The sequence below is a fragment of the Halomonas maura genome, from assembly GCF_030409305.1.
In the GTDB taxonomy this organism is placed as follows: Bacteria; Pseudomonadota; Gammaproteobacteria; order Pseudomonadales; family Halomonadaceae; genus Halomonas; species Halomonas maura.
On the sequence record NZ_JAUFPQ010000003.1, the window covers coordinates 1 to 5,309 of the forward strand.

Consider the following 5,309-nt stretch of genomic DNA (forward strand, 5'->3'; position numbering starts at 1 on the left):
GGGCGGGGCCGGCCGTCCCAGCCTGCGGCACAGCCGCGGACGCAGGCGCGCCAGGGCCTGCGCCTCCGGCTCGCCGAGCGTGCCCGCCTCCTCGGCCGCCTCGACCAGTTGCAGGGCCAAGGCATGCTCGCCGCGCCGCTCGAGCAGCCGCCAGCGGCGGATGCGCGCCTCGCCGGCGCCGGCCTCGGCGTAGCAGCCCAGCGCCGTCTCCTGCTCGCCCCGGCGTTCCGCCTCGCGGCCCAGGTGACACAGCAGCCGGGCGCGACGGGCGGCCAGCCAGGGGTTGTCGGGTCGCCCCGGCACCTCGGCGGCCAGGGCCCGCGGGCACTCGCCGTCGTCGAGGCGCTCGCGCAGCCGGTGCAGGGCCAGGTAGGCGTCGACCTCGTCCCGGCGCTGGAAGGCCCGGGCATCCGCGGCGAAGGGCACCGTCTCGAAGCGCTGCAGGCCGAGCTCGGCGAGCACGAACTCCGCCCAGTCCTGGCGCAGGTTGCCGAAGAACATCAGTCGCAGGCGGTCGCAGAGCGCCATGACCGCCAGGCGCACCACCGCATCCGGCGCCTCGGGCCACCAGTCGGCGAGGCGCCGTGGCCGGATCAGCCGCGGCGCAAGCGCCGCCCGCAGGACGGCCTTGGCGGTGCCGGCGGACAGGCCAGCGGCGGCGACCTCCCCGGCCAGGGCCTGGCGCAACTCGGACAGGCGCAGCTGGCGGAACAGCTCGTCGAGGGACAGCGGCGGGTCGGCGTCCACCCAGCCGGCCGCCACCAGCGGCGCCAGGGCATCGGCGGTGACGCCGATCTCGGCGTAGGCGAGCCGGGAGGTGCGGAAGTGCTCGCCCTTGCGCATCACCATGCGCACCAGCAGCGCCCGGGAGGCCCGCGGCAGGCGGGGAAAGGCGTCGAGGAAGGCCCGCTCGTCGTCGCTCAGCAGGTCGCCGTGGCGCTCGCCCACCCAGTCCAGCACGTACTGGAAGTTGGCCAGGTAGTAGAAGGGATCGTCCAGGGAGGCCGTGACGCGGGCGGCGGACATGACACTGTTCATGCATCCATGATATCAGCCCACCGCCACAGCGTCAGAGGACCAGACCCGACGCCAGCCAACGCAGCTGCTCCGCCGCCGGCACGGCCCGGCAACCGCTGGTGTCCTGCCCCGCCCAGAGCGGCGAGAAGTCGCGGCACCCGGCGGCCTCGGCGGCGGCCCTCAACGGCGCGAGGGCCGCCGTGGCCAGAGGAAAGGGCGGCGCCGACTCGCTCATCGGGCCGAGCTCGCGCATCAGCCGGGTGACGATGCCGCGGGCCGGACGGCCACTGTAGAGGTTGGTCAGGGCAGTATGACGGGCCTCGCCCGACGTCAGGGCCTGGCGGTGAAGCGCGCCGATGGTGCTCTCCGGACAGCCCAGGAAGGCGGTGCCCACCTGCACCGCCGAGGCGCCCAGCGACAGCGCCGCCGCCACGCAGCGCGGGCCGGCGATGCCGCCGGCAGCGATCACCGGCACGTCGACGGCTTCGACCACCTGGGGCAGCAACGCCAGGCTGCCGACCTGGGTGGTGAGGTCGTCGTCGAGAAAGTGGCCCCGGTGGCCGCCGGCCTCCAGGCCCTGGGCGATGACTGCGTCGGCGCCATGGGCCTCGAGCCAGCGGGCCTCCTCCAGGGTGGTGGCGGTGGATAGCACCCGAGCGCCCCAGGCCTTGACCCGCGCCAGCAGCGCGGGGGACGGCAGGCCGAAATGGAAGCTCACCACCGCGGGGCGATGGGCTTCCAGGACGTCACAGGCCGCCTCGTCGAAGGGCCGACGCCCGGGGCCGGCCGGGGGCGTGGGCGCTTCCAGGCCATACTCCGCATAGTAGGGTGCAAGCGCGTCCTGCCAGCGCTGCAGCGCCTCGGCATCCGGGGCCGGCGGAGGGTGGCAGAAGGCATTGACGTTGAGGGGCCGCGAGGTGCGGGCGCGGTAGTCATGCAGGGCCGCATCCAGCGCGTCCGGCCCGAGCATCGCGGCCGGCAGGGCAGCGAGGCCCCCGGCCTCGGCGATGGCGACGGCGAGCTCGACGCCCTGGGCGCCGGCCATGGGGGCCTGCAGGATCGGCCAGCGCAGGCCGAGGGTGGTCATCCATGACATACAAGATTCCTCGTCGTGATGAGACGGGCGGCTCAGCCGCCGAGCGGCCCCTGGTTGATCGCCGTCAGGCCCTCGTTGACCTCGAGGATCTCCGCCTCGATGCCCTCGATGCCCATGTCGGCCAGGCGCGCGCTGTGCTTGTCGAGGTAGGCCTCGGCGCTGGCGGCCTCGTCGAACAGGTAGACGCCGCCGGCCAGGTGGCGCTCCGGCGACTCGGTCCAGACCTTCCAGCGCAGGCCGGGCTCCCGGTTGATGCCCTGGGCCAGCGGCGTCAGGGCATCGACCATCGCCTCGCCGAAGGGGCCCGGAAAGGGGAAGTGGATCTGCAGGATCACGGCCATATGACGGCCTCCAAGGTCGAGAATGCGGCTCCCAGCATAGCGTCTCGCCGGGTGCCTGCCAGTCAGGGCGCGTCACCGCGCTGCGGCAGCCGCAGCACCATCCGCTCGCCGCGGATCTCGATATCGAAGCGGCCGAGGAAGCTCATGCCCAGCAGCACCATGCCCTCCGCCAGACCGGGGCTGATGGAGCCACGCACTCGGTGGGCGGTGAAGCCGCCGAGGCTGATCTCGTCGAGGGTGGTGAGCTGGCCGCGCACCCGGCCGTTGGCGGTGGAGAACCAGGCCGAGCCCTCGGGGCGCAGGCCCAGCCGGTCGGCCAGGCCGGCGGGCACGGCCACGTAGGTGGCCCCGGTATCGAGGAGCATGGGCACCGGCTCGCCGTTGATCCGCCCGGTGGCCACGAAGTGGCCCGAGACGTTGCGCTCCAGGCTGAGGGTGTCACCCGCCACGCCATTGACCAGCTGGGCGTTGGGATTCTCGCGACGCGCCAGCCCGCCCTGCAGCCACCAGCTGCCGAGGCCGATGAACAGCACCCAGAACACCAGCATCATGCCGAGCCCGGTGCGCCTCACGCCGTGTCGCCCGTCGCCCATTCGCCCTCCTCGCCGCGTCCCGTTCCCCTTTGGCATGATGCCACTGGACGCCCACAGCTGCCCATGCTGGGATGAGGCCCCTTCCCCAACGCCGAGGACAAGCCCCATGAGCGAAGCCCCCCTCTCCGTCGACGGCCTCGAGGCCGGCACCCTCTACCGGCTGTTCTCCGGGGCGATCGCGCCGCGCCCCATCGCCTGGGTCGCCACCGTGGACGCGGCGGGCCGGGCCAACCTGGCGCCCTTCTCGTTCTTCAACGTGGCCAGTGTCGACCCACCGGTGCTGGCCTTCTCTCCGCTGATCAACGGCGAGGGGAGCGCCAAGGACACCATCCGCAACCTCGACGAGGTCGCCGAGTGCGTGGTGCACATCGGCGGGGAAGCCCTGGCCGAGGCCCTCAATGCCACCAGCGCCAGCCTGCCCCGGGGCGAGGAGGAGTTCGCCCATGCCGGCCTGACCAAGGCCCCCCTGGGGGAGCTTCGGGTGCCGCGGATCGCGGAGGCGCCGGTGGCCTTCGGCTGCCGGGTGCGCGACGTCATCCGCTTCGGCGACCGGCCATTGGCCGGCAACCTGGTGCTCGCCGAGGTGACGGTGATCCATGCCGACGCCTCGATCTGGAATGGCCGCCATGTGGATATCGAGACCCTGCGCCCCATCGGCCGCCTGGCCGGCGCCGACTACAGCCGCTGCACCGACCGCTTCGCCCTGACGCGCCCGGCCTAGGCAGCAGGCGGGGCGCCGTTGCGCGCCTCCCAGTCTCTCGCGGCCTGCTGGCCGCGGGCCTGGTTGACGCCCAGGCAGATCAGGATGGCGACGATGAACAGCGCGGCGCAGAGCAGGATGGAGGCCTTGAGCCCGACCACCGACTGCAGCAGGCCCAGCCCGATGATGCCCCCCACCCCGGCCAGCTTGTTGGCCAGGCTCCAGAAGCCGAAGAACTCGGCGGCCTTGCGCTGCGGGGAGAACAGCCCCACCAGGGTGCGGCTGGCGGACTGGCTGGAGCCCAGGCTGAGCCCCGCCAGGCAGCCCACCACCAGGAACAGGTGCTGGGCCTCCCAGCCGAGCCCCAGGCCGGCGTTGAGCCAGGCGGTGAGCTCCGGCGTGGCCCAGATGGCCAGGATCGCCGCCACCCACAGCACCAGGGTGATCAGGTAGGTGACCCGGGTGCCGATGCGATCCTGGATGAAGCCGAAGCCCAGGGCACCGATGGCCGCGGTGATCTGCACGATGATGAACATGATGTTGCGGATCGACTCGTCCCAGCCGATCACCTGGGCGCCATAGATGAAGGCGAAGGCGATGATGATGTACACGCCGGCCATGGAGAACAGCAGCGAGACCAGGAAGGTGGCCAGGTCACGGAAGCGCCTGAGCTCGTGCAGGGTCGTCGAGACCCGCTGCCAGGCGATCTCCCGGTAGGACTTGCCCGGCGGCTGGGGGCTGCCGCGCTCGCGAACCCACAGGAAGGTGGGGATGGCGGTGACCAGGAAGAAGGCCGCGGCGAAGGGCCCCACCCAGCGGATGCGCTCGAAGTTCTCGGCGCTGGCCTCTCCCAGCACCACCAGGGTGAAGCCGGCGGCGAACAGCCCGCCGACATAACCCAGCGCCCAGCCGAAGCCGGAGATGCGGCCCAGCGCCTCCGGCGGTCCCAGGTCGGGCAGGAAGGCGGCGATGAAGGACTCGCCCATGGAGTAGGCGTAGTTCGACACCACGATCAGGATGAGCCCCAGCCACACGTAGCCGGGCGCCACGAAGTAGAGCAGCGCGGTGGCCGCCACCGTGGCCAGGTAACTGGCAAACAGGAAACGCTTCTTGGCGGCCTGGTAGTCCATCACCGCGCCGCACAGGGGCCCGGTGACCACCACCAGCAGGTAGCTCACCGCCAGCGCCAGGCTCCACAGCAAGTTGGCCAGCCGGTAGCCGTCGCCCCGGTCGCCGACGATCACCGTGGTGAACAGCTCGCCGAACACCACGGTGATGATCAGCAGGGTATAGGCCTGGTTGGCGAAGTCGAACATCGCCCAGCCGAAGATTTCCTTGCGCGAGGCCCAGGTCTGGGGCGTCGCGCCGGCGGTCATCACGCTCATGGGGGCATCCCTGATACGAGGAGGGAGGCTCAAGATACCAGCCTCTCTCCCTGCGGCGCCACGGCGGGCTGTTGCGCCCGTCGTCTCGGGGATGACGCGCCCGGCATCGGGCCGACAGGCGACTAGGCTGTGCCTGAAAAGTCGACGAGCGAACGCTAGGGCTAGGCCCGCTCCCGG

The 5,309-nt window shown here is 72.0% G+C and carries 6 protein-coding genes; 1 reads left to right on the plus strand and 5 read right to left on the minus strand.

All coding sequences use genetic code 11. From position 1 onward, the window contains the following. The 4 genes from QWY76_RS00810 to QWY76_RS00825 form a co-directional block, all read right to left on the minus strand. A partial coding sequence (locus QWY76_RS00810; protein ID WP_494337403.1) for a PDDEXK family nuclease occupies positions 1–1,038 on the minus strand: 1,038 nt, incomplete at its 3' end. A 31-nt stretch (positions 1,039–1,069) separates the two neighbouring features. Then, positions 1,070–2,113, minus strand: coding sequence for an NAD(P)H-dependent flavin oxidoreductase (locus tag QWY76_RS00815; RefSeq protein WP_290309217.1), 1,044 nt, complete (start codon positions 2,111–2,113; stop codon positions 1,070–1,072). 32 nt (positions 2,114–2,145) lie between these two features. After that, positions 2,146–2,454, minus strand: a complete 309-nt coding sequence (locus QWY76_RS00820) for a monooxygenase (RefSeq protein ID WP_290309218.1) — start codon at positions 2,452–2,454, stop codon at positions 2,146–2,148. A 62-nt stretch (positions 2,455–2,516) separates the two neighbouring features. Further along, entirely contained in the window at positions 2,517–3,047 is a 531-nt protein-coding gene (locus tag QWY76_RS00825) for a retropepsin-like aspartic protease family protein (RefSeq protein WP_290309219.1), read from the minus strand. A 106-nt stretch (positions 3,048–3,153) separates the two neighbouring features. Between QWY76_RS00825 and QWY76_RS00830 the strand changes: the two genes are divergently transcribed. After that, positions 3,154–3,768, plus strand: a complete 615-nt coding sequence (locus QWY76_RS00830) for a flavin reductase family protein (RefSeq protein WP_290309220.1) — start codon at positions 3,154–3,156, stop codon at positions 3,766–3,768. On the opposite strand, the gene QWY76_RS00835 is transcribed toward QWY76_RS00830, so the two are convergent. Further along, on the minus strand, positions 3,765–5,132 hold the full coding sequence (locus QWY76_RS00835; protein WP_290309221.1) for an MFS transporter: 1,368 nt from the start codon (positions 5,130–5,132) through the stop codon (positions 3,765–3,767). The genes QWY76_RS00830 and QWY76_RS00835 overlap by 4 nt on opposite strands. Between the last annotated feature and the right edge of the window lie 177 nt (positions 5,133–5,309).